The organism is Pseudoalteromonas sp. TAP-3C (assembly GCF_059888565.1).
On the sequence record NZ_JCBFEM010000002.1, the window covers coordinates 150,256 to 174,063 of the forward strand.

20 protein-coding genes are annotated in these 23,808 nt (G+C 40.6%); 11 read left to right on the forward strand and 9 right to left on the reverse strand.

Going from position 1 to position 23,808, the window contains the following annotated elements; all coding sequences use genetic code 11:
- The 5 genes from AC6H44_RS16635 to AC6H44_RS16655 all read right to left on the reverse strand — a co-directional run bounded on the left by AC6H44_RS16635 (position 1) and on the right by AC6H44_RS16655 (position 6,267).
- Entirely contained in the window at positions 1 to 2,937 is a 2,937-nt protein-coding gene (locus tag AC6H44_RS16635; RefSeq protein ID WP_500738953.1) for a CRISPR-associated endonuclease Cas3'', read from the reverse strand.
- Positions 2,934 to 3,059, reverse strand: a complete 126-nt coding sequence (locus AC6H44_RS16640) for a hypothetical protein (RefSeq protein ID WP_500738954.1) — start codon at positions 3,057 to 3,059, stop codon at positions 2,934 to 2,936. The genes AC6H44_RS16635 and AC6H44_RS16640 overlap by 4 nt, the downstream gene beginning before the upstream one ends.
- Positions 3,052 to 4,032, reverse strand: a complete 981-nt coding sequence (gene cas1f / locus AC6H44_RS16645) for a type I-F CRISPR-associated endonuclease Cas1f (RefSeq protein WP_500738956.1) — start codon at positions 4,030 to 4,032, stop codon at positions 3,052 to 3,054. The genes AC6H44_RS16640 and cas1f overlap by 8 nt, the downstream gene beginning before the upstream one ends.
- Before the next feature lie 100 nt (positions 4,033 to 4,132).
- Positions 4,133 to 4,978 (reverse strand): BrxR family helix-turn-helix transcriptional regulator, encoded by an 846-nt coding sequence (locus AC6H44_RS16650; protein ID WP_500738957.1) that lies wholly within the window; start codon positions 4,976 to 4,978, stop codon positions 4,133 to 4,135.
- Positions 4,979 to 5,064: 86 nt separating this feature from the next.
- Positions 5,065 to 6,267, reverse strand: a complete 1,203-nt coding sequence (locus AC6H44_RS16655) for a hypothetical protein (protein WP_500738959.1) — start codon at positions 6,265 to 6,267, stop codon at positions 5,065 to 5,067.
- Positions 6,268 to 6,479: 212 nt separating this feature from the next.
- On the opposite strand from AC6H44_RS16655, the gene AC6H44_RS16660 reads away from it, so the two are divergent.
- The 3 genes from AC6H44_RS16660 to AC6H44_RS16670 are packed head-to-tail and all read left to right on the forward strand — an operon-like array spanning position 6,480 to position 8,130.
- The gene (locus tag AC6H44_RS16660) at positions 6,480 to 7,433 is read left to right on the forward strand and encodes an SPFH domain-containing protein (protein WP_500738960.1); all 954 of its coding nucleotides are present in this window, start codon (positions 6,480 to 6,482) and stop codon (positions 7,431 to 7,433) included.
- A gap of 13 nt (positions 7,434 to 7,446) precedes the next feature.
- Positions 7,447 to 7,899 (forward strand): NfeD family protein, encoded by a 453-nt coding sequence (locus AC6H44_RS16665; protein ID WP_500738961.1) that lies wholly within the window; start codon positions 7,447 to 7,449, stop codon positions 7,897 to 7,899.
- Positions 7,900 to 7,938: 39 nt separating this feature from the next.
- Complete coding sequence (locus AC6H44_RS16670; RefSeq protein WP_500739135.1) at positions 7,939 to 8,130, forward strand: DUF3185 family protein; 192 nt, start codon at positions 7,939 to 7,941, stop codon at positions 8,128 to 8,130.
- 77 nt (positions 8,131 to 8,207) lie between these two features.
- On the opposite strand, the gene ahpF is transcribed toward AC6H44_RS16670, so the two are convergent.
- Both ahpF and ahpC read right to left on the reverse strand, forming a co-directional pair.
- On the reverse strand, positions 8,208 to 9,791 hold the full coding sequence (ahpF, locus tag AC6H44_RS16675) for an alkyl hydroperoxide reductase subunit F (protein WP_500738963.1): 1,584 nt from the start codon (positions 9,789 to 9,791) through the stop codon (positions 8,208 to 8,210).
- A gap of 163 nt (positions 9,792 to 9,954) precedes the next feature.
- Positions 9,955 to 10,524, reverse strand: coding sequence for an alkyl hydroperoxide reductase subunit C (gene ahpC, locus AC6H44_RS16680; protein WP_500738965.1), 570 nt, complete (start codon positions 10,522 to 10,524; stop codon positions 9,955 to 9,957).
- A 277-nt stretch (positions 10,525 to 10,801) separates the two neighbouring features.
- Here ahpC and AC6H44_RS16685 point away from each other — a divergent pair, with 277 nt between their 5' ends.
- The 3 genes from AC6H44_RS16685 (at position 10,802) to AC6H44_RS16695 (ending at position 12,493) form a co-directional block, all read left to right on the forward strand.
- On the forward strand, positions 10,802 to 11,221 hold the full coding sequence (locus tag AC6H44_RS16685; RefSeq protein WP_500738966.1) for a DUF3429 domain-containing protein: 420 nt from the start codon (positions 10,802 to 10,804) through the stop codon (positions 11,219 to 11,221).
- Positions 11,222 to 11,288: 67 nt separating this feature from the next.
- Positions 11,289 to 11,678, forward strand: a complete 390-nt coding sequence (locus tag AC6H44_RS16690) for a hypothetical protein (RefSeq protein ID WP_500738967.1) — start codon at positions 11,289 to 11,291, stop codon at positions 11,676 to 11,678.
- A 5-nt stretch (positions 11,679 to 11,683) separates the two neighbouring features.
- Positions 11,684 to 12,493: a class I SAM-dependent methyltransferase gene (locus AC6H44_RS16695; RefSeq protein ID WP_500738969.1), complete on the forward strand. Its 810-nt coding sequence runs from the start codon at positions 11,684 to 11,686 to the stop codon at positions 12,491 to 12,493.
- Here the strand turns inward: AC6H44_RS16695 and AC6H44_RS16700 are convergent.
- A complete protein-coding gene (locus tag AC6H44_RS16700) occupies positions 12,490 to 14,100 on the reverse strand; it encodes a GMC family oxidoreductase (RefSeq protein ID WP_500738971.1) in 1,611 nt (536 codons plus the stop codon). The genes AC6H44_RS16695 and AC6H44_RS16700 overlap by 4 nt on opposite strands.
- Positions 14,101 to 14,252: 152 nt before the next feature.
- Between AC6H44_RS16700 and AC6H44_RS16705 the strand changes: the two genes are divergently transcribed.
- The 3 genes from AC6H44_RS16705 to AC6H44_RS16715 all read left to right on the forward strand — a co-directional run bounded on the left by AC6H44_RS16705 (position 14,253) and on the right by AC6H44_RS16715 (position 18,128).
- Complete coding sequence (locus tag AC6H44_RS16705; protein WP_500738973.1) at positions 14,253 to 15,248, forward strand: Gfo/Idh/MocA family protein; 996 nt, start codon at positions 14,253 to 14,255, stop codon at positions 15,246 to 15,248.
- A gap of 216 nt (positions 15,249 to 15,464) precedes the next feature.
- Complete coding sequence (locus tag AC6H44_RS16710) at positions 15,465 to 17,141, forward strand: methyl-accepting chemotaxis protein (protein ID WP_500738975.1); 1,677 nt, start codon at positions 15,465 to 15,467, stop codon at positions 17,139 to 17,141.
- A 117-nt stretch (positions 17,142 to 17,258) separates the two neighbouring features.
- Positions 17,259 to 18,128 (forward strand): EamA family transporter, encoded by an 870-nt coding sequence (locus AC6H44_RS16715; RefSeq protein ID WP_500738977.1) that lies wholly within the window; start codon positions 17,259 to 17,261, stop codon positions 18,126 to 18,128.
- A gap of 76 nt (positions 18,129 to 18,204) precedes the next feature.
- On the opposite strand, the gene AC6H44_RS16720 is transcribed toward AC6H44_RS16715, so the two are convergent.
- On the reverse strand, positions 18,205 to 19,299 hold the full coding sequence (locus AC6H44_RS16720) for an NADH:flavin oxidoreductase/NADH oxidase (protein ID WP_500738979.1): 1,095 nt from the start codon (positions 19,297 to 19,299) through the stop codon (positions 18,205 to 18,207).
- Positions 19,300 to 19,673: 374 nt separating this feature from the next.
- On the opposite strand from AC6H44_RS16720, the gene AC6H44_RS16725 reads away from it, so the two are divergent.
- Entirely contained in the window at positions 19,674 to 22,088 is a 2,415-nt protein-coding gene (locus AC6H44_RS16725; protein WP_500738980.1) for a TonB-dependent receptor, read from the forward strand.
- An 85-nt stretch (positions 22,089 to 22,173) separates the two neighbouring features.
- The gene (locus tag AC6H44_RS16730; RefSeq protein ID WP_500738982.1) at positions 22,174 to 23,784 is read left to right on the forward strand and encodes a tetratricopeptide repeat-containing sulfotransferase family protein; all 1,611 of its coding nucleotides are present in this window, start codon (positions 22,174 to 22,176) and stop codon (positions 23,782 to 23,784) included.
- Positions 23,785 to 23,808 lie beyond the last annotated feature (24 nt).

Sequence of the window (23,808 nt, forward strand, 5' to 3'; positions counted from 1 at the left end):
TTATTCCTCATCTTCTGTGGTTTGATTAATTTGTTTGATAGACATTGCGCCTATGGGTTGTTTGTCGCACACAGCGTAATAAATAGCGTGTGGATGTCGGGCACTTTCGCCCCCCACTGCTAGCAGGTCGTTAGTGGTGTAGCTTAAATAAATAGGTGATTCAGGATCCCTCGCTTCATTGAGTAAAATTTTATCTGTGAATGACTTACCCAACCCTCCCATAATATTGTGGTGCTTTTTAAACATGTGAGATAGTAAGTCTTTGTCGCTTTGCTCGTAACCACAAATAGCTCTGGTGGGATATGTGAGGTTATCAATATTGCTGTCATCATCTAGTGGCATTGAATAAGCATACTCCTCTAAGAATTGCGGTACTGAATTAGTTAAATTAATTAGTGCCAGTTGTACAAAACGATTATCACCACGTAACGATACTTTGCTAATTTTGCCACGTTTTTTATCTTTATTTTTCCTCGGTGGTACAGTGATGGGATCAATCACTTTTGCATTAATTTGTTGCACACTATTTTTAAGTACTGCTACTAGATCACTCTCTATAAAACTTCGATCACGCTCAGTATGATGAAAATTAAAATAAAGTTGATAAATTTCTGGCAAAGTAAACGTTTTATCGACAAGCTCGTTTTGTAAAAACTGATACCACGCCCGCACTGAACTCAGTACATACATTTTTCCTAAAAAACCTGATGCTGGGCTTTTGCCTTTTCCGTTGGCGATGGATTCAGGCACTGCTAAGGTATAAATGTTTACATCACTATTTTCGCCAAAACGGTCTAGCCGCCCTAACCGCTGTAAGCTATCTTCAGCACTGGTGATTTCGGCTACCATATAATCACAACTGATATTAAGCGATGCCTGCACAATTGGGCCACTTCGCAGAACCTCATACTTGCTAGTGCCACCACGTTTGTATGCCTCGTACACCTCAGCAAACCATTTACGTTTATCACTTTTAATAAACTTTGAATGCAACAGCACAGCATTTTCAGTGTGTTGATTAGCGATAAAGCTATTTTGTGCGGTTAACGCCATATTACTGATCACAAAGGTACAATCACTTTGTGGGACAAATAACGGGTTAGCATTATCAAGTTTGCTATCATCAAATACTTTAAAATCGAGTCGATACTGGCTTTGATTGAACGATGGCATGACTTTGATATCGTCTGAATGAATGTTCAATAACTCTTCAACAAAAACGTAATGTGGCGTTGCCGACACTAATAAGGTCTTAGCCTGTTGCTGCTGTATTTTTTTAGCCGCTATTAGCTCTGCAAACAACAAATTAAACGATGCCATATTCACGTACTCATGAAATTCATCGAATACCACATGCACGTTTAAAAAATCGATAAGCGTATTGGCCTTAGTGTGGCTGATCACTGCGCCCAAAATTTGATCTATAGTAGTGATAACGATATCACCAGAAAAATTTTCGTCATCAGGAATTGGATTATCCCACAGATTATGGAATTTAAACTCACCGGTATTAATTTCAATGGTACTATTTGGTAGATATTGCTCTGAAGTTAGTTCATAAAATAAACCTTGGCAGACTTGTACGCGGGGACATACCCAAATGATGCGTTTTGCACCTTGTAGTTTTGCCCACTCCAAAGCAATTTTAGTTTTACCGCAGCCAGCGGCCCCAGCGAGTACTGCAACATCTTCGGCGGTAGTCAGTTCTTTAGCAATGTCACTTTGTTTTTTACTACGCTCACTATTAGGAAAAAATGTACTGAGACACGTATCGATATCGCTACAAAGAGTAGACTCAACGTCAAGTAACTCAGTAACGATATCGTTTAAGTTACGCTCAAAAATGGCCGTATGTAACTCTGTCGCACTTAAAGCAGAGACTTTACGATCAGCGGTGATCAAACAAGCACGTGCAATATTATTCAAAGCGTTAACTTTTACATTAATATTATTGGCCGATACCGACTCTTCTAACTCATACTCTTTGTAGCTCGGTAAAGGTGGTGCATCAGGAAGATTCGCCTCTAATTCTTCTGCAATTTCAGTGATAAAAGTTTTTTCAAGCAGGCTATTACTTAAGTTTCGATATTTCTTATCTATACCAATAACTTGCTTAAGCAGTGTGTGTGCTTGCATAACAATATCAGTTAAACCAACTCCCTTCTGGTTTGCTATGAGCTTTTTACAGATGTCTTTGTAAGATTCAAAACCACTTTTCTCTTTACGATATGGCTTAGCATGATGCCAGTAAATTGCATGTTTCACAGAGCGTTTATTGCTAGGGTTCAGTACTTTTAGCTCTGAACTATCAAGTAATTGATGCAGCAATAAAGACACCTCATTGTGCCTAGGGTGTTTATCAAAGCTAAATTTAGCGTCATCAATGTGTTGACCGTCTTCTGCTACAAATTCCTTCTTCTTGGGGTTAGTAACCCACTCTTGGAACTTGGGGTCGATTTTCCCTAAGTCATGTAAACAACCAGCAATAAAGTTTACAATCGAAAACTGTGTACTTTCAGGAAATAATTTGCGATGTAGCTGCTCGGCAACATAACCGACAGCAAACAAATGTTCGCTTAATGGCTGTAAATGGGTGTTGGCATACAACACACCTTGTTTGGGTTTGTCTGTTACAACATCCATAAAAACCTCTTTTTCTGTTATATTCACTGGCACTATGCCTTGTTCATTAAATTTATTCCTATTCCCCACCACCCATATTAATTCACTCCTTGAGCGCGAGCGGATCCAATGACAACTCACGGCGGTGCTTTTGCTGGCGGTTTTGCGTAGCATTTTTTTAACGGTGAGTAGGCCGTCTTCGGTGATTAAGGTTTGCCAGGTGTTGTCGCCTATGCGATTGGCGAATGCGTCGAGTACGCGGCGTGTTTTTTTCAGGGCGTTTTTTTCGCATTGTGAAACGAATGTGACCATCATAGTGATACGCCTTTTACGACTTGTCGCGCTAAAGCATGACCTACAATAAATTTAAAATACGCTAAAAAACAACCTCCTTGGTCTTGACGCGCTAAAGCACCACCTACAATAGGGTTACGCATGTTCGTCCACTCCTAATTCATCGGCGAGGGCGATGTTTTTAACGGTGTCGAACATTAAATCGAGGGCTTTGTGGTCGGTAAACGCTTGTAGTACTTGCTGGCGGAATTCTTGTTCAGTGGCGTTTTCTTTGGCGCAAATAAATGCCCAAGGTAGTACTAATGCGTCTTTTATTAAGTCAGCAACGTCGAACACTAATGCGCCGCGTCTGGTTTTACCATGCATTACGGCAAAACCATGCGGTATACCTAACACCCATAAACAGCTGGCGGCTAAGCCATAAGCTAAGTAATTGCCGTGGTTTAAAAAGTCGTTAGCTTTATCGGTGCTGTTTTTGTCTGGTTGATGTTGACGGGTAAAACCTTGGCTATTGGTGTTGTTGGCGGCGTATTTGTACAACAGTTTGGTTAATTGCGCTTCGCTAAGTAATAAGTCTGATTGCTTACTAGCCGCGTCAGTACGAGTATGAAAGGTCTTGAGTGCAGTTTGTATTTGCTCGCTGTTAAAGTCGAATCCTTGATTTTTTAGCTCGCGGTCTTTTTGCCAGACTTTTTCAATAAATTGAATGCGTTGTTGCTGGAAAAGTTTACCAGCAGTTAAACGCTTGGTATCGTCAAACCAAAACTGCAACCAGCCGTGTAAGTATTCGGTGGGGCGATATTCACTTTGTGGGGTAAACCATTCTACTTCGCATGCCATATACAATGGCGTGCCACCGCCACCAGCAAAGCCTACCAATACACCTGCTTGGGCCAACATGCGCATAGCCGCTTGGGTTATAGATGTACCATTACCGAGTAATAAAACCGTGGTGTTGGCAATCGGGATATTAAAGTACTGGTTTTCTTGCTTAGCTTCTGTAAGGTACAGCACTCGGCCGTCTTTTTGCATTACACGGCAATACTCTAAGTAATACATGTTGGCGCGTTTTGAATGCAGTATTGCTTTTAAATCACTGGGGCTAAAATCATCCATCACTCTATTCCTTAACGGGTTTTATCAAACTCTACGCTTGCTAGATTAATTCAACAACACTGTACATTTATCACCTGTCGTGCTTTTGCGCATATTAAATTTACCAAGCCATAAAAGGGGTTAGGGTCTGTAAGCACTCAGGGCTGAGTATGATTTGTTGGGCTTCGGGTTTTGCATGGTAACTATCTAGGTGTAGTTGTTTTAAAAGATACAGTAATAACGCGGCGCGTACGTTAATTACACGTTGGTAACGGCCATTAGGCTGTTTACTCATTTGATGATCAAGGGCAATAATATGGGCGCGCTCTGGGGTTAAACGTGGATCGGGCTCTATAACCACATCAAGTTGGGTGTGCCACAATGTGTCGTAACTTTGGTCATATTTAATCGGGCCTTCAAATTCAAAATCGCCACTAAAGCGGGTTAGTACAAAATCGCGAAAGTCGCGATTTTTTTCACAATAGGCGCGTACATGCCAGCGCATACCATCAAATACCAGATTGTGTGGGCTTATTATGCGTGATTCAAAGTCAGGACTCGATACCGAGGCATACCCTACATCCACACGCTTTTGTTGATTAAGTGCTTGTAAAACGCCTCTTATTTTAACGGGTTGTATGTCCGCAAGTGGTGAGCTTATCCACGTAAAGTGCTGATATAAATAGGCACTTTCACTTTGATGCGCAAGTTTTAAATAGGTATTTAAGTCAAGTTCTGTTTGGCATGGATTAAAATGTATACTGGCTTCGTAGCCTTTAATTGAGCCATTATAACTAAGGCTCTTTGGGTAAAACACTAAATACTCTTGAATAATATGTGAGGCGCTAGAGCGGCTAATAGCAAAATGCGTTTGTAAGTGATTAGTGGTTAAACGCCCTTCCCAGTAAATAATGAGTTCAAGAAAGTGAAAACGGCGTTTGGTAATGTAGTCTAATTGCAAAGTCATGCGTTCCCTGCATTGTTTTTATTGTTGTTTAAATTACCAGAAACCCGATATTTTACAAGTACATTCACGTCATTGTTGAGTCATACTTAAAAATTAAACATGCTATTTAATGCCTCTTGCAATGATAATGGTGCGTGGCGTTTGTTTTGAATGCGCTCGTTTAGCTCTTCTTTGAGTGCTTTCACTGTGGTGCAATAGCTTAGTCGCTGTGCAATTTCATCACATTCGTTATTTAAGGCAGCTATGTGGCTGTCAAAGTGATGTTTAATTTGTGCTTTACTGCGGCCATTAAACTTTTTCCACACTAGGGTTTGGTCGTCATTATTTTCTTTTTGCTGGCGATGGAGTGCATTAAGCTGCGCTATTTTATTTTGTAATAACGGCACTAAATTTGCCTTTGTTTGCTCGTCAAAATCTACATCGTCGTCAATATGCGTTATATAAAGCTGGAGTAAAGTAAAGCTGTCTTTTGTTTTACGTGCATGCCCAAGCTGTTGCATTAATTGGTGTTTTTGTGCTTTTTTGGCGGGATCGGGCTCTTTATCAGGGTGAAGTTTTGACGCCAGGCGTTTATACATTTTGTTTAACTGCGAACTTTTAAATAGCTTTTCTAGGTTAGCGTCTGTTTTTTGCTGTTTAATTTCGTCACGATCATACTGCTCATATCGGTCGTAAGCACCATCCCCGTCTTCATCGTCAATGCTCTGGTAACTAGATTCGTGTTCGCTTTGGTTGTCTTCAGCATTATCTGCAAACCCTTGCTCATCAATATGTTGATAAATTTTTTCTGGCTCAAGCGCTATTTCTCGTAGTTGCTCGTCGGTTAGTTCAAGACCCGGAAAGTCTTGTTGTAGCAGGGTGCGCAATACATTTAATTCTTCTGGTGCTATGGCGTTAATAGTTGCTTGATTGTATTTATTAAGCTGTGATTGAAACTCCTCGTCTACTGCACTTACATTTAATGGCCCACTAAATGGATGCTGGTGTAGGTAGTCTAAATCTTCTTTAATCCAATATACAAGCTCGTTACGTTGTTGCTCAGATAAGCTTTTACGCGCAATAAACTGACTTAAATGGGTGATTTGCTTTGCCAGCATATGTGCTTGTGTATGCTCAAATGGTTCAACTTGGTGCTGAAATTGTGTAAACAAATGGTGCTTTTTAATCTCAAAATTTTCGTTGCGTTTGGTGTGTTTTTCTATGCGTTGCCATAAACGTTCGAGTTCAGAGCTGATTTTTTTGTCAGTTTTATGTTTTACGCTTTGTAAAAACGTAGTGTCAGCGCTCATATTTAGCCTAATATAAAGTCAAAACGAAAGTATATCACGGGCATATATAAAAATAATGAGCCTTAGTACGGGAAATTTTTCAACGGCGTTTATCACTATTATTTTGCTAGGAAATTGTTTAACTTCAATGGTAATCTAATCGTGTTACGTTATTTAAAAGAGTAAAAATACGTAACCGCCGCCGTACTGGCCATTATTAAAGGAGAACATACATGGATCCCATCGCGCAAATTCTCAACGTTATTTTTACCGTTGAAGCATTTTTACTGATTTTTGTTTTAGTGCTGCTAAAAAGTAGCGTTAAATTTGTACCACAAAACCGAGCATGGCTTATTGAGCGTTTTGGTAAATACCAATCAACCAAAGAAGCCGGCTTAAATTTTATTGTGCCTTTTATTGACCGTATTGCCGCTGACCGCAGCTTAAAAGAACAAGCCCAAGATGTGCCATCGCAATCGGCTATTACCAAGGATAATATTTCACTTTCTGTTGATGGAGTTTTGTATTTTCGGGTACTTGACCCATACAAAGCCACCTATGGCGTTGACGATTATGTGTTTGCGGTAACTCAGCTTTCACAAACCACCATGCGTTCTGAGCTCGGTAAAATGGAGCTGGATAAAACCTTTGAAGAGCGTGATGTACTCAATACTAATATTGTAACTTCTATTAACCAAGCGGCCGAGCCTTGGGGTATACAAGTACTGCGCTACGAAATTAAAGATATTGTGCCACCGCAGTCAGTAATGGAAGCGATGGAAGCGCAAATGAAGGCCGAGCGTGTTAAACGCGCGCAAATTTTAGAATCTGAAGGTGACCGCCAAGCAAACATTAATGTTGCCGAAGGTAAAAAACAAGCACAAGTCCTTGCTGCAGAAGCCGAAAAAGCCGAACAAATACTACGAGCTGAAGGTGAAGCTCAAGCCATTACTGCTGTTGCACAAGCACAAGCTGATGCACTGCGTAAAGTCGGTGAAGCCGCTGATACTGAGCAAGGTCAAAAAGCAATTCAGTTAGACCTTGCAACAAAAGCCATTGCCGCCAAACAAGCCATTGCCAAAGAGTCGTCGGTTGTTTTACTCCCCGACAACGGCACCGATGCCAGCTCGATGGTGGCACAAGCTATGTCGATTATTAATACCTTAAACACTAAACAAAAAGGTTAATTTGGAGCAAAGTATGGAGTTCATTACGAATAACATGGCGCAAACATTGATGATTTTAGGTGTGTTAGCGCTAATAGTTGAAGTGGCTGTATTGGGTATGTCTACCTTTATATTGTTATTTTTAGGTATGTCTTTATTTGCCAGCGGCTTAATGATGAACTTCAACATGCTAGATGACTCTTTAACCACCGCTTTATGGAGTAACACACTTATTACTGCGGGGTTTGCTGTGTTTTTATGGAAACCATTAAAACGCATGCAAAATAAGGTAGATAAAAAAGGCGTACACAGTGACTTTGCTGAACTTGATTTTATTTTAGTGGACGATGTTAACGAGCACGGTTTAAGCACTTACTCTTACTCAGGTATTAACTGGAAATTAAAAAGTAATCAGCCTTTACCTGCGGGTACTCATGTTAAAGTAGTAAAAAAAGAGGTGGGTGTTATGTGGGTAGAAGCCATTTAACTAAACCAAACTTAGTTTCAATGAACACAGAGGATTATGATGATAAATAAAATTATAGGTATTGTACTTATTGTTATTGGTATTGCGCTGGCAATGTGGGGTTATGACGTTTATGAATCTGCATCTTCTCAAGTTACCCGTGCATTAAACGGCGAAACCCCAATGGAGGCATGGTTTGGCTTTATTGGTGGCGCAGTCTGTATTTTAGTTGGTATCACTCGGCTAAAGTAAACAAAAAAAAGCCGCCTTTGGAGAGAGCGGCTTTAAAGCGACAGCCATGGGTGTGAGCTATCTAATCAAGGGAAAAATTATGCTGCATGTTCGTTTTCGTTTACTTGTTCACTATGACGAATTAAGTAATCAAACGCACCTAGGCTTGCGGTTGCCCCCGCCCCCATAGCAATAATAATTTGCTTAAATGGCGTATTGGTTGCATCCCCTGCACCATAAACACCCGGCAATGAGGTTGCCCCTTTAGGATCAATCAATATTTCACCAAATTTGCTTAATTCTAGGTCGCTGTCTTTTAACCATTCGGTATTGGGTATTAAGCCAATTTGTACAAATATTCCAGCTAAGGTTAGCGCTTTAGTGTGTCCTGAAATACGATCGGTGTAGTTTAACCCCGTTACTTTTTTGCCATCTCCTAGCACTTCGGTGGTTTGTGCATTTTTAATAATGGTAATATTAGTTAAGCTTTTTGCTTTGCGAATAAGTACGTCATCGGCACGTAAGGTATCGGCAAATTCTAGTACCGTTACATGCTCAACTATGTTGGCTAAATCTATTGCGGCCTCAATACCCGAGTTACCGCCACCAATGACGGCGACCGGTTTACCTTTAAACAAAGGGCCATCACAATGTGGGCAATATGCAACACCATGGCCTTTGTATTGCTGCTCACCCGGTACGTTCATTTCACGCCAGCGAGCGCCGGTTGCCAGTACCAGTGATTTAGCTTTTAATACCGCGCCGTTTTCTAAGGTAATGCCATAGCCATTACTTCCTTTTGTAAGCGCCACAGCACGTTGGTTATGCATAACATCAACATCGTACTGTTTGACGTGCTCTTCAAGTTGAGCCACCATTTTTGGCCCCTCGGTTGCTTTAACCGAGATAAAGTTTTCAATGGCTAATGTATCAGCCACTTGCCCACCAAATCTGTCGGCAACAACCCCAGTATTTAAACCTTTACGCGCTGAATAAATGGCTGCTGATGCGCCCGCAGGCCCCCCGCCAACAACCAATACATCAAATAGCGATTTTTCGTTAAGTGATGCAGCTTGGCGCTCTGCGCCTTTGCTATCTACTTTATTTAAAATATCCGTTAAGCTCATGGCACCTTGGCTAAATAGCTCACCATTTAAATAAACCGCCGGTACCGCTAAAATATTTCGTTGCTCGACTTCCTCTTGAAACAAGGCACCGTCTATCATGGTTGCATTTATTTTGCTGTTTGTAGCAGCCATTGTATTGAGCGCTTGGACGACTTGCGGACACGTTTGGCAGCTTAAACTAATATACACTTCAAAGTTTAGTTCTTGCTGTAGTGATTGTATTTGTTCAATGTCGTCTTTATTGGCTTTGCTTGGATGCCCGCCTGTATGTAATAGCGCCAGCACTAAACTGGTAAATTCATGGCCCATAGGAACCCCAGCAAAGGTGATATGCGTATTTTTTTCAGGTGAGTGCACCACCATAGAAGGTCGGCGCGCCGTTGAATCTGGGTTATTACTAACGCTTAATTTGTCACTTAGCGACGCTAAATCATTGGCTAAGTTTTCTACTTCTGTTGATTTTTTGCTGTCATCCAAGGCAATAAGCAGCTCAACAGGCTGAGTCAGCGATTCAAAATGGCTTTTTAGTTGGTTCTTTATGTTGTTATCTAACATGGCTTAGCCCCTTAAGGAAAAATAAAACAGCAGAGTTCCCATGCCATCAGTGCATGTGCGAATTTTAGAAAAGTATGATGGCGTGGGAAAATCCCCAGTGAACCTATACAGGCTCACTGGTATTAGAGTCATGTGCTACTCTAAATTTAGGTGTTGATAAGCTTTAAATTTTACCAACTAGGTCTAGTGAAGGTGCTAGTGTGTCTTCACCTGGCTGCCAAGATGCAGGGCAAACTTCACCGTCATGCGTTGCAATGTATTGCGCAGCTTGTACTTTACGAACTAGTTCTTTAGCGCTACGACCAATGCCTAAATCGTGGGTTTCAACAATTTTGATTTCGCCCTCTGGGTTCATTACAAATGTACCGCGAAGTGCTAACCCGTCATCTTCAATCATTACCCCAAAGTTGCGGGTAATACGCCCTGTTGGATTGCCAATCATTGGGTAAGTAATTTTACCAATAGTGTCTGACGTGTCATGCCATGCTTTGTGGGTAAAGTGTGTATCTGTTGATACCGAGTAAACCTCTACGCCCATTTCTTGAAGCTGTGCGTAATATTCTGCAAGGTCTCCTAGCTCAGTCGGGCATACAAATGTGAAATCTGCAGGGTAAAAGAAAAAGATAGACCACTTACCTAATACGTCTTTTTCAGTGAGTTCTACAAAGTCACCATTGTGGTAAGCTGTTGCATTGAAAGGTTGTAATTTTGTGTTAATCAATGAAGTGCTCATAGTATTCCTCATTTTTGTTTAGTGTATGTAAACGTTAACGCTGTGTGCGTCTGCTTGATTGATACAATAAGCCTGTTGAGTAAATAAATAAAATTGATTGTTTAGATTAAAACAATCGCTTTTTAAGATTGGATGCGTCTATGATCGTGTTTTTAAACTAACGCGTTAATGTATACAGAGCACAAGTAGCAATCACTTAATTTAGTAACAAAACATTGTCTATCCTTGTTACAATACAAACGTTAAATTATCTAACCCACGCAAAGGTAACCGCCACATGGAAAAATTTGTCAATCACATTCAACTGGGCTACTTGGGCTTATTACCGTTTTTAGGCTGTGTGGGCTGGCCACTGATGTTTGGTGCCAACAGCGTAAATTTAGAGTTTTTTACCTTTTACAGCATCGCTATTTTAGCTTTTATGGCGGGTAATTTATGGCATGCGGGCCAGCAAAGTTTTGCCGCTGCGATTAAGGCGGTAATCCCGGTGATCCCGGTGCCATTTTTGTCGTTTTTACCAACCGAGTGGATGCTCGCGTGGTTAGCGGTCAGCTTTTGGTTAGTGCTAATTTTTGAAAAGCTAACCATTCAATGGCAGGGTTACCATAAAGACTATCAAAAAATGCGCTTTGTGCTCACCTCTGTGGTGTTTGTGTGTCATATTCTTATTATAGGCATGAGTATTTACCCTAAATAAGCTGCCATTACTTAACCATTGGTCTGTAATAGGGTAACATCCGCGCACTGTATTTAGAGGACACACCATGATAGACCAATTGCGCCAACAGCTTACTGACCTAGGTGAAAATTTCACTGAAAAAAACGCCGCGTTTAAAATTAAAGTCATCCCGTTTTTTTGCGCCATAAGCATAAAAAAAGATCATAAAAGCGAAGGGCGCCTTTCATTTTATTCAAATCAATTAATTGAAATTTTTATGGTTGTGTTACTAATGCTGTTTGGTTTATCTATTTATAATCCTGACGCTGGTTTTACTTATGGCCCTATTCACATTGTTTTTGCTATTTTAATTACTTTTAACCTTATTTTGAAACAACTCGCCATTGAAGGGTTAAAAACCCGTTTAGCTATGTACCGCTTGCACCAATCAGCCTCGCAAGACAGTAACATTCATGTTGAAAATAAAAACATTTAGTCACTATGTACTTAAACCCAAACTGGAACATACTCACCGTAGGCGATGGCGATTTATCATTTTCGGGGGCGCTTTATCGTCATATAAACCCACAAAAACTAGTGGCATCTACCTATGATGATAAAACGCAGATTGAGCATAAATACCCAGATAATGCACTCGAATTTTTAAAGGCGCAGAGCGTTGAGGTGTTCAATGGCTTTGATGTGACTAACCCGCAATGTTGGCAACAATTAGCCGAGCACCTAAACAGCTTTGATGTGGTGATTTTTCAGTTCCCGCTTATTCCTGCGTTTGTGGGTCGTGAGGCGTTTGAACAACATACCCAAAACACCAGCATGAACGTACTTAACCGTGCGCTGCTGCATCAATTTATAAAATACGCCAATGAGTTTGCCTTAAACCCCCAAGGCGCAGGGCTATGCTATATCACTTCAAAAGATGTAAAACCGTACCGTCAGTGGAATATTGAAGGCAGTTTAAACACGCATTTAAACGCTGACTATCAAGGGCAAATGCCTTTCGATATCAGTGGTTTCAATGGCTATAAAATTCGTAATGTCGACCGCGATAAACACGTTAAAGACACCCGCGGCATTACTTACGTATTTAGTGAAAAACCTTTACCTGAACTGGCTAATATTTTAACCTTTCCTCACTACTTAACAGATAATTATTGCCAACTTTGCCGTGTGGGGCCTTTTTTAGCAAAAGAGGATAAAAGTAAGCATTTAGCCGCTAAAAAACACCAGCAAATGCTTAAACTTGAACAAGACTGGCACTCATGGCTAAGTGACTTTTATCAGCTCGCTTAATGGCAACACGCCTGCTGTTTAATTAAATCAGCCGCTTTTTCTGCAATGGCTATTACGCCAGCATTGGTGTTACCAGTGATAATGCGCGGCATAATTGAGGCATCTACGACACGCAAATTTTTAACCCCATAAACTCGCAATTGGCTATCAACAACCGCCATAGCGTCTTGCCCCATTTTACAGGTGCCTACGGGGTGATACTCAGTTTCTGCCGTTTGCCTAATATATTCAATAAGTTGTGCATCATTGTTTATATCCAGCGGATAAATCATTTTGCCTCTGATATCATCAAACGCTTCACTTTGCATTATCTGCAGCGTTTTTTTAAGCCCCGCGAGCATCACCTTTAAATCATCGGGGTGACCTAAATAATTTGGATCTATGAGTGGCGCACTTAATGGGTTGGCATCAGCTAAACGAATTGTGCCACGGCTTTTAGGTTGCATAATACTACAGTGGATACTGTAACCATGGCCGGTGTGCAGTTTTCGACTATGATCATCCACCAGCCCAATAACAAACTCAAGCTGTACGTCGGGCACAGCTGAGTTAGCGAATAAACAAATAAATGCATGTGATTCTGCAAAATTACTGGTTAAACAGCCTGTTCGGCTTGTAAACCAATCAACACAGCCTTTAGTAATATTGAGCGCACCACTGCCACTTATACCAAAAGTGCCTTTAGAGTATTTAGCTCTGTACAAAGGGACGACCGTTAAGTGATCGTGCAGGTTCTCGCCTACTCCGTTTAACTCGTTAATCACTTCAATATTATGCTGTGTTAGTTGCTCAGCGGAACCAATACCTGAAAGCATTAAAATTTGCGGGGAATTAATAGCCCCTGCACTCAAAATAACCTCTTTATTTGCGTTAAGTACAATGGGTTTATTATTAACAGTGAGAGCAACGCCCGTCGCCACTTTGTCACAAAAAAGCACTTTATTAACGTGTACCTTGGTAAGTACCGTTAGGTTTTTTCGGTTTAAGTGTGGGGTTAAATAGGCTTTAGCCGCACTGCATCGTTCTCCATTATGCTGAGTCACTTGCGCTAGCCGCGCTCCTTGTTGTTGCTCGGCGTTTATATCGCTATTAAGCGGTACGCTTTGTTGTTGGCATGCTTTTAAAAATAGTTGATTAACCGGGCTTGGCTTGCTTAAATCTTGTACATGTAATGGGCCGTTAACCCCATGCAATGAGCTATTAATGAATGTTTTATTATTTTCGGCTTTAATAAAATAAGGGAGTAGGCTGGTATAATCCCAGCCAGTATTTCCCATAGCAGCCCAGCTGTTGTAGTCGTGCTTATTACCACGAATATACACCATGGCATTAATAGAGCTTGAGCCACCGAGCACTTTACCACGAGGCATAAACCCGCAGCGGTTATTCAACTCTTTTTGTGGCACCGTATTATAATGCCAGCTGTTGATGCCATAAGGTACGCTAGCGGCTACGCCTGCAGGCATTTGTACCATGGCGCTTTTGTCGCTGCCACCGGCTTCAATTAAGCACACACTGACATTTTTATCTTCAGATAATCGCGATGCCAGCACACAACCCGCACTCCCTGCGCCTATAACAATGTAATCAAATGACGTGGTGTTCACACGCGTACCTCTGAACATAAAACAGAAAATAAAAACCAAGCTAAAAGCATAATACACTTATCGCTAAAATAACGACTCATCTTCGTTATTAAATATTTTTGTCACAAATATTGTTAAACTACATCCCTGATCAAAATACGTAAAGGCTAAACATGAATTTTGTAATTGTGGGTACCAATTTTATAAGCGATACGTTACTTAAAGCTGCAAATACCCTTAATAATTTTAATTTATATGGTGTTTGTTCTCGCCAAGTGAGCAGCGCCGAGCGCTTTTTAGCTAATCACCCTACTAATACAAATGCTAAAATTTTCACCTCAATTGATGCCGTTTGCCAAGATGAGCTCGTAGATGCAGTTTACATTGCAGCACCAAATAGTTTGCATAAAAGCTATGCAACAACCTGTTTAAATGCAGGAAAACACGTATTAGGTGAAAAACCTGCAGCGGCAAATAGCCAAGAGTTAGCAGCCATATTAACCGCTGCAGAAAAAAATAATCGCCTCTATATGGAAGCGATGATGACCACACACCTTCCTAATTTTGCGCGCCTGCAAAAAGCGTTAAATAAAATAGGCACACCGCGCAAGTTTATTGGTCAATTTAGTCAATACTCATCTCGTTACGATAAATATAAAAATGGTGAGCGCCCTAATACCTTTTTACCTGAATTTGCCAATGGCGCTTTGGTAGATTTGGGTATTTATCCACTTTATTTAGTAATCGCGCTGTGGGGAGCACCTGTTAGCGTTCAGGCCAGTGGTGTAATACTTCAAAGTGGTGTAGATGGCGCTGGCGATGTACTGTTAAATTACGCAGATAAGCAAGCAGTAATTAGTTACTCCAAAATATCGCAAGGCGAAAATATAACCGAGATACAAGGTGAATTAGGGCGTATTAGAATAGAAGCTGTGTCACAGCTTAAAAAAATAGAGTTTATTGCTAACAATGGTCAACGAAAAATCATAAGCGATGATTTTGATAAGCACTTTATGAAATATGAACTTTGCCATTTTATGAATACAATTAAACACAATCAGCGCGAGTCGAGTGTTAATACACATCAGCTATGTGTAGAGGTAATGCAGGTACTTGATGCGGCACGCAAGCAACTCGGCGTTGTGTACCCCGCAGATTTAATGGCTTAATAATACCCTCTTGCATGCTTTTTAATTGCTTTCATAGTGGTTATCTATTACTCATAAATAGACAAGAACCGATAATTAAAAATTATTTAATTAAAAAATCACCCACATTAAAAAAATATCCTATAATTAACTTAAAGTTAATATATATTACTGCAAAATAACAGCCGTTTAATGCTGGTCCCCCTTGCTTAATATGAGTTTTGTGTGGAGGTTTTCTTGACTATTCGATTAATGCTTAGAGCCGTATTTGCATCAGCAACTATTATTGCTGTTGGTTTATTAATAATTATTATATTACTTAAACAAGGATTATTAGAAAGTGAAGAAGTTGCTCAACAACGTTATGATTTAAGCCATTTGGCTCGCCTTGCAGAAACAAATTCAACATTACTGACTAATCTTGCTCGACAACATGTGGTTACGCTTGATGGGTTATATAAAAAACAATACTTTGAACTCGTTGAACAACGAAATGGAAAGCAATCTTGGTTGGACGGTCGTTCACTTTCTTATATTGAGCGCTTAAAAGAATACAATATTGACAATGAAGATTTAGCGTTATTAGCTGAGTCTAACGAATTATCAGTTAATTTAGTAAACACTGAAGTTCAAGCTTTTAAAATGGTAGAGCCCTTTATTGGTTTAAATTCTTTGGAGCTAAATGATCAACAACTAAATCAGTGGCTTGAAGCCGTTAACTTATTAACTAATATGGATTACATTAACGAAGCGAAAAAAATAAAACAGCCTGTGGCTAAATTTTTGAAGTCTGTCGATGAAAAAAACATAAACCTCGTTAACAACAATAATAATTATGTAGAAAATCTCAGCTATGTGAGTTTATTTTTAGTTGCAACGATTATTGCTATTTTAATTATTTGCTACCTCCAGCTAGAAAGGCGTGTTATACGCACAACCTCTCATTTAGTTGATGAGGCTCAGCGTATTGCCAGCGGCGATTTATCAAAGTCGATTGAGTTTACTGGTAAAGACGAAATATCTATGCTTTCAGAAAGCTTTAATACTATGATTACCCGTTTATCAAGCTTACTTACACAGATTAAAAAGCAATCAGATCAAGCGCAATCTTCAGCCACAGAACTTGATGAAATATCCGATAAAGCAAAACGACTTAACGATCAACAAAGCCATGCAATTGAGGTAATTTCAAGCTCAGTCTATGAAAACTCTACCGCAGTGAAAGAAGTATCTAGAAGCTGCAGCGATGCTGCTAACATCGCCCAAGAAGCTGATGATAAAACACAACAAGGGATCAGTGTAGTGCACCAAGGTATTAAATCAGTTGAAGATGTTGCGCGAATTTTATCTGAATCAATTGTTCATTTAACTGACCTTGAAAAATCAGTAGTTGAAGTAACAGCCATTCTAAACGTAATCAGTAATATTGCTGAGCAAACAAATTTACTTGCTTTAAACGCAGCAATTGAAGCCGCACGCGCAGGTGAGCAAGGACGAGGATTTGCGGTAGTTGCTGATGAAGTAAGAACATTAGCTAGCCGAACACAAAAATCGACGATTGAAATTCAGGACAAAATTGAAAGCTTACAGTCGGCAAGCAATGCGGTTACAAACAGGATTAGAAGTAGCGATGAAAGCGTAAAACACGCAGTTGCCAATTCAGAACAAGTGGGCACTATGTTAGAAGAAATTAGCCAGCAAGTAAAAACCATTTCTGATCTTAACCGTACTATTGCTTCGGCATCTGAGGAGCAATCGCAAGTAACTGAAGACATTGCACAGCGCCTTACCAGTATTCAAAATGATAGTTTAGAGTCACAAGGACAAACCGAGCAAATCTCCTTGTCATCTAAAGAGCTGGCACAAGTAGCCGTGAGCTTAAATGTGCAAATAAACAAGTTTAAGTTAAGTTAATTATTGTTTATGTAATACGCCTTACTTAATGATCGCAGTCACTAAAAAATTTAGCTCTAATCCTCAAAAAAGCGTAGAATCTTTGCGTACTAATTTTGCGCTTCTTTAAGGACTGTAATGCAACGGACTATTCCTCCTTTTTTACTCGCTGTTATATGCGTTTTACTTGCTATGATCACTATCCAGTCGGGCGCATCTATTGCAAAACAGCTTTTTCCTATTGTTGGGCCTGAGGGGACAACCGCGTTACGTTTAGGGTTTTCCGCAGCTATTTTGTGTTTGATTTTTAAACCATGGAAACACTTTCCTGTTGCAAGCCAACGCTTACCTATTTTAATTTATGGTTTAAGCTTAGGCGGCATGAATATTTTATTCTATTACGCCATTGAACGTATTCCATTAGGTATTGGTGTTGCACTTGAATTTACCGGCCCATTAGCGGTTGCTTTGTTTTCTTCTCGCAGAAAACGTGATTTATTTTGGGTAGCCTGCGCAGTAACCGGCATATTACTGCTATTACCCGATATGAAAGGCCAAGAAAGTTTAGACCCTGTTGGTGTTGTGCTCGCCCTTGCAGCCGGTGCTTGTTGGGCTGGCTATATTTTATTTGGTAAAAAAACCGGTAGCCAAAGCTCCGGTGGTGCAACGGTTGCTATGGGCATAACCATCGCGGCTATTGTACTTGTACCTTATGGCGGCATATCGCAAAGCGCCGCATTTACTTGGGATATTATTCCGTTAGGTATTGCAATTGCAGTGCTTTCAAGTGCCCTGCCTTACACTTTAGAAATGATCACCCTACGTAATATGTCGTCTCAAGGGTTTAGTATTGTAATGAGCTTGGAGCCTGCCGTTGCCGCATTGGCTGGGCTTATTATTTTAGGAGAGCTGCTAACTATTTGGCAATGGCTGGCTATTTTACTGGTAATTATTGCCTCGGTGGGTAGCTCAGCGTCAAACGGTAAAAAACAGCCAGTTCCTGCTTAATATTTAATAAAATATTTAGCTCCTGGGACATACAAAACCCAAGCTATTTGCTTGGGTTTTAAAGTGAAGTTATTCACTATTTTATAGGGGATGGCTGGCCATGAGGGCTTGAGCGTAAATATTGCTTTGGTGCTTGTACTTGCGCGCCCAACTCTGCCGCAGCATGCCAAGGCCAATGTGGGTTGTATAAAATACCTCGCGCTAAAGCGACACCATCAGCACGTTCATCACTAATAATATTTTCAGCTTGCCGCGCCTCGGTAATTAAGCCCACCGCTATCACTGGCATATTTACAACCTGTTTAATGGCGGTTGCAAACGGCACCTGAAAATCCTTAGCAACAGGTATATCTTGCAAAGGGCTTAAACCCGCAGTGCTTACATGAATAAAGTCACACCCTAACGCATCAAGCGATTTTGCCAGTTCAATTGATTGCGGTAAATCCCAACCACCATCAACCCAATCTGTTGCTGAGATACGCACACCCACCGCTTTGTTGCTCGGAAATACCCCTCTTACAGCTTTAAATACATCGAGTAATAATCGCATTCTATTTTCTAGACTACCACCGTATTGATCATCACGTTTGTTTGCCAGCGGCGATAAAAACTGGTGTAGCAAATAACCATGCGCGCCATGTATTTCAATTAAATCAAGTCCCAACTCGTCAGCGCGTTTTGTCGCATTAACAAAGTCACTTATGAGCGAATCGATATCATCTTGGTTCATCGCTTTAGGAATGGGGCTGCTTTCATCGTAGGCAATGGCTGATGGCGCAACCGTTTGCCAACCATTGAGATGATCGGGCATAAGTACCTCACCGCCATCCCATGGTTTATCGGTTGAGGCTTTTCGACCTGCATGGGCTAATTGAATACCAATAGGCATGGGACTGTATTGTCTTACCGCCGTTAAACTCTTTGCTAATGCAGCTTGGGTTGTATCATCCCATAAGCCTAAATCGGCGTAGCTAATTCGCCCTTCGGGATTAACGGCCGTCGCTTCTAAAATAAGTAAACCCGCTCCGCTTAAACTCAATTGCCCTAAATGAATGGTATGCCAGTCACTTGCAGCGCCATTGTTGGCCGAGTACTGGCACATGGGTGCAATAATAATTCTATTCTCTAGGCTTAATTTACCAAGTGACAATGGTGAAAACAGCTTTGACATTATATATCCTCGTATAACTGACTCACAGCCACAGCTAAATTGTGCTGTCGGTGTTATCAATAATTAAACATGTATTTATAAAGGTTATGGGGGAGAATATTCATTTTTATAGTGTTTATAAAAATATAAGTAATGACGTTTTAAACGATTCATTATCCAGTTTTTATCTCTATTAAGCACAATTATTATTTTTGTTAATTTTAAAGCAGCACCTTTGTTTGTTTAATATACAGCGTAAAATACTTAAACTCATCTTTATATTTTTATTCTAAAAAGGTGAATTAAAATTCATATTTTTATTTCTATCAGCAAAACTCCCTGATACTATTAGCGCTCATTTATTAACGTACTAAATCTAACTGGGATCAATTTTTATGTTTAAACCAAGCCTGTTAACCTTGGCTGTATCAAGCGCACTGAGCGGTGTATTATTTAGCAGTAATGCAGTGGCACAAGAGCAAGTTATTGAAAAAAATAAATCGCTTGAAGTTATTGAGGTTACAGCAACACGCCGAAGCGGCTCTATTCAAGCAGCGCCACTTAACATTACTGCACTTGATGCGGATGTAATGAAAGATCAAAACATCAGCGAGCTTGCGGATGTTGCGCGTTGGGTTCCGGGTTTAACGATTACTGATCAAGGGGGGCGTTCTGGCTCGCCTATTATTGTACGTGGATTAAATACAAATTCATCAGGGCCTTCATCTGACGGCGGCACGGTAGCCACCTATATTAATGAAATCCCCGTGTCGGTAGACATGCGCTTAGTTGATGTAGAGCGTGTGGAGGTGCTTATTGGGCCACAAGGCACATTATACGGGGCTGGTACATTAGGCGGTGCCATTCGTTATATGCTTAAAGAGCCAGAGCTTGATTTTATATCCGGTGAGGTATTTGGTGATGTTTTTCAAACTCAAGAAAGTGACTCTGTGGGTGGCGAAGCAGGCTTTATATTCAACTTACCATTAATTGAAGACAAACTGGCTGTACGCACCAGCTTAAATATTTATGAAGATCCTGGGTTTATTGACTACAACTATGTAGTGCGCGATCCTGGCGTATCATTGCCCGGTCCCAATTGGAATGATGCAACCGCAGTTAATGACAATCTCAAGCAAGTCAACGATGCCAACGGCGAAACCACCACTACAGGGCGTATTTCATTACGTTATAAGGCGAATGAATCATTTGAGGGGACACTCAACTACTTTTACCAAAAGCAAGACTCCGAAGGTCGTTCTATTGTTCATCACAATAGCCTCAACACGAATAATGGTCTGAGCAATAAGATTGCTAAATATGAATCGGCATACCGTTTTGAAGAGCCTCGCGTTAAAGAAGATCAATTACTAAGCCTTGAACTCAAAGCCGACTTAGGTTTTGCTGAGCTGGTATCGGCCACCGGTATTTCACAATTTGACGCCGACGGTCAACGCGACCAAACAGATCTTTTAATTCGCTTAGACTATGGCTACGAAGAGTTTCCTTCGTTTTCAGCCTTTACGCGTGAAATAGATGAAAAAGACACCTTCACACAAGAGCTGCGTTTAGTTTCACAAAGTGATAATGACGTAAGCTGGATTATTGGTGGCTTTTATAATAAAACCGATACTGATGCATCAAGTAGAGAGTTTACCCCAGGGTTTGATCAGTTTGCGGTTGATAACTTTGATGGCGCACAACTTAGACCAGACTCTTTAGAATATGTAGAAATTACAGGCAGTAAAGTGACTGAATCTGCGCTGTTTGGTGAAGTGGGTTATCAAGTCACTGACAAACTCGACATTACCATTGGCGCGCGTTTTTACAAATACGACGTAGAATCAAAAGCGGCATTTGATTTCCCATTAGCCAACACGCTATATGAAGGTGCAGCACCCGATGCAATTTCAGTGAGCTTTGAAGAGAACGAAGCCGGTGACAACGGTAATCTCTTTAAGTTTAATGCTAAATACCAATTTACAGATTCTGTAATGGCGTATGCAACCATTAGTGAAGGCTTTAGAATTGGAGGCTCTAATGGCTTAGTGCCTTGTCCAACACCTCTACCTGAGGATCAACAAACGGGCTGTGGTACACCTGATGAAATGCTGTATGAAGCCGACACCACCACCAACTATGAGCTAGGCTTTAAAAGTACTTGGTTAAGAAGCCAACTGCATTTTAATGCTGCGTTATTTAATGTTGATTGGGACAATGCACAAATTGCTGGTGCAACCACGGTGGGGCAATTACCGTATTTATCAAATGCAGGAAGCGCGAATGCGAAAGGCGTTGAAATTGCTACCCGCGCTATTTTATCAGACTCGTTTACTGCCTATGCAACGTATGCCTATACAAAAGCAGAGCTGACCTCAGATGCGCCGTTTTTATTTAACGCCGACGGCACTGATGGCGCAAAAGATGGCGACCGCTTACCTGGCTCGCCAGAGCATCAGTTCTCTATGGGTATTAACTACCAAACAGAAGTATTTAGCGACAAAATGCTAGATATTAACTACGGTTTAACAGCACAAAGCGATGTAATATCAAAGGTAGGGCTACGTGATAATGGTGAAGTATTACCCGGTTATAGCTTAAGTAATATATCTGCTAAATTAACCGCCGATGCGTGGTCAACCACGTTATACGTTGATAATATGTTTAATAAATATGCGGTTACCTCCGTGCGTCGCTCAGATGCCGATATTACTACGGCCAATGGTGCTGAAATACAACGTAACTATGGTTACTATATTAACCGCCCACTTACTGTAGGCATTAAATTTAATTACAAGTTTGAAATATAATTAAATTATTAGTTTAAGTACAATAAAAAGTCTCAAATTAATTTGAGCCTTTTTATTTATAAGCACATTATTTATAAGAGTATTCATGCAGCCAAACTTAAAGCAACGTCACCAAAGCGCTATAAAAAACTTAAACCAAGGTAATATCCAGCAAGCGCATAAAACACTGGTTGAGCTAGTAACACAAAAGCCAGACTTTGCTGATGGTTACTTTTTACTCGCCATGGTTAATTTACACGTTGGCCAAATAGTTAAAGCCATAAAGCTGATTGAAAAAGCATTAAGCTTTGCGCAATCGATTGAATATACCGCGCAACTTGCCAAATGTTACGCCCTTAGCGGCGACTTACAAAAAGCAAAAAACACTGCCCTCAGCGTTAAGCTTGAACATATTAGTAAAGCGCTTGATGCCGATACATTAGGTGTAGCGCTCACCCAAGCGGGCTTACATCAGCAAGCGGCTGACTACTTTACATGCGCGTTAAGTTTAGCTGAGGTGAGTAATACTGCTCAGCCGCAGCTTTATTATAACTATGGGGTATGTGCTAAATTTTTAGGCCAGTTTGACAAGGCGCAGCACGCGTTTGAAAATGCCATTGCACTGAACCCGCTTCATCATCAAAGTCATTTTGCCTTAGCCGATTTAACTAAAGCCACTGAGCAAAATAACCACATAGCGCGATTAAAAAACGTATTTAAGCAAGTAAACCACCCTGATGCCAAATTGCATATAGGCCATGCACTGGCAAAAGAATACCAAGATCTAGCCAAGTTTTCAGCGGCTTTTGACGCTTTACAGCAAGGTAAAGCAGAAAAATTAGCGCAATGCCCCTTTGATAACCAAGCATCTGAGACGTTATTTACACACATTAAACAGCTCAGTGTTAAGTACAAAAACCAAACAGCAGTAGGTAACCCCAGTAATGAGCCAATTTTTGTATTAGGTATGCCGCGCTCTGGCACCACATTAATTGAGCGAATTTTATCAAGCCACAGCGAGGTACAATCAGCAGGCGAGCTGCAAGACTTTGGCCTAAGTGTAAAAAAATTAAGCGAAACACAGACCCCTCACGTGCTCGACACCGATACATTAAACCAGGCTTATCAACTTGATTATGCAAAACTTGGCAGCACTTACCTTGAAGCAACCCGTGTTGTAACCGGCTGCCATAAACACTTTATTGATAAACTGCCGTTTAACTTTTTTTATATCGATTTAATTACTAAAGCACTGCCAAACGCCAAAATAATTTGCCTACTTCGCGACCCTATGGATACCTGTATTGGTAACTATCGCCAGCTATTTACTATTAATAACCCGTATTATGCGTATTCGCTAGACTTACTCGACACCGCTAAATTTTACAGCCGTTTTTATCAGCTTATGCAGCATATGCGCGCTCTACACAGTAATATAAAATTCATCAAATACGAAGAACTGGTCGCCGCACCAGAGCAACAAATAAAGGATATATTGAAATTTTGCGAACTACCTTGGCAAGCACAATGCCTGGATTTTCATTTAAATACCGCACCGGTATCAACAGCAAGTAAAATACAAGTACGCCAACCCCTTAACAGTAAAGCCATAGGCCGCTGGAAAAAATTTAAGCCCCACACCGATGAAGCTCACACTTATTTAATTAAAGAAGGTGTTTTATCTGTCATTCCGCACCCTAAATCTGAATTAAATTAGTTCATTAAATGCTGAGAGATCCCC